The organism is Algorimicrobium echini, assembly GCF_900115185.1.
In the GTDB taxonomy this organism is placed as follows: domain Bacteria; phylum Bacteroidota; class Bacteroidia; order Flavobacteriales; family Flavobacteriaceae; genus Algorimicrobium; species Algorimicrobium echini.
In genome coordinates, this window is the sequence record NZ_FOVN01000024.1 from 1 (window position 1) to 1,230 (window position 1,230).

1 protein-coding gene is annotated in these 1,230 nt (G+C 32.0%); it reads right to left on the reverse strand.

Annotation, left to right across the window (positions count from 1 at the left end):
- Positions 1 to 221: 221 nt before the first annotated feature.
- Positions 222 to 1,130 carry a hypothetical protein gene (locus BM239_RS15245; RefSeq protein ID WP_092210203.1) on the reverse strand — a complete coding sequence of 303 codons (909 nt, stop codon included), beginning with the start codon at positions 1,128 to 1,130 and terminating at the stop codon, positions 222 to 224.
- Between the last annotated feature and the right edge of the window lie 100 nt (positions 1,131 to 1,230).

A 1,230-nucleotide genomic window follows, 5' to 3' on the forward strand; every position in this document is an offset into this window, starting at 1 on the left:
GAAGTGCGTTATGTTCCGTAACAGTGATAAATCGGAAGAATAGAGTGAGATCTTTTTTTAGAAATTTTGGGGTACAGCAATGGTTGCCAACGGTTGGGCTATGAGCAGTTGGGGATTTTTCTCCCTAATTTTTCAGTCTGGCACAGACCTTTGTTTTATGTTTATACTTTCGTTTTATCACTTTCGCCCCAATTGCTTATAGCCGTTGTTGGCAGTAGTTTTTATTTATTTATTGTCAAATTTTCAAGATATTTCCTTAAACTTTTTTCTACCAAACCTTTTCCAGCGATAGTGTTATCGTAGAATAGTGTTCTAAATCCAGATATATCAAAAGGTAGTTTATCCCTTTTTCTATCGCATAAAAGTATTGTTGATTTATTTGATGCGTGAGCATAACCAACTTCATAGAAAACATTTGTATTGTTTGGTGTAATATCTGCTATAATTACCGAACTTTCTCTTATAGACTGAATTATATCTTGTAGAATTGGATTTGTTGTATGTGCTTCATCTGCTCTCTCACATTCAAATCCAAAATCTTCAACTACAGGTTTTATTACTTCTGTATACAAGTCATTATACTCATCCGTAAATTGCATAACAATGAAAGCCTTTGGTTTCACAGGAACAATTTTAACATCCCTTACTGTGATTTTGGCATTTGAACTAAAAAATAAAGTCATTTGAGAAGGCAAAATTCTGTCATAACCCGTTGAGACTAATACACTGTTTACAAATAGTTCAATAATCGAACCGTTAACTTTGACACAAATTTCATATTCACTTTTCGTATCAAATGTCTCGCTTATTCCAGTTGCGGATAGAGTTTCAAAATCATTCGTTTTAGAATTAAATCTGGAAATTCCATACAGAGCGTTCGCAACATTTAATCCAACCAAAACCATTGGTGATTCGTCATAGTTAAAAACTATTTGGCACCTTCCATAAATATCTTCAGATACAACTTTGAATGAAATCTCTCCGCTTTCAAATTCAATATTTGATTTAACAACGGAGGAAAGAATTTCTTCTTTTCCCAATTGATTTGTTATCGTCTTTGGTTCGTAGACTATTTTATCTTTTTCTACTTTTGAATTCCCACTTGTTACTATCCAATTTATATTCTTCATTTTTTTCAAATGTCTTGTCCTGAAATATGGCTACAGGTTAAAATTGAATTAAGCTGATAATTTATATACCATATTAGGTGTTTTATAGTCTAAAGATAAA

What these genes read in the sequence shown, in the direction of transcription:
- BM239_RS15245 (WP_092210203.1), bottom strand. Translation starts at nt 1,130, where the DNA reads ATGAAGAATATAAATTGGATAGTAACAAGTGGGAATTCAAAAGTAGAA.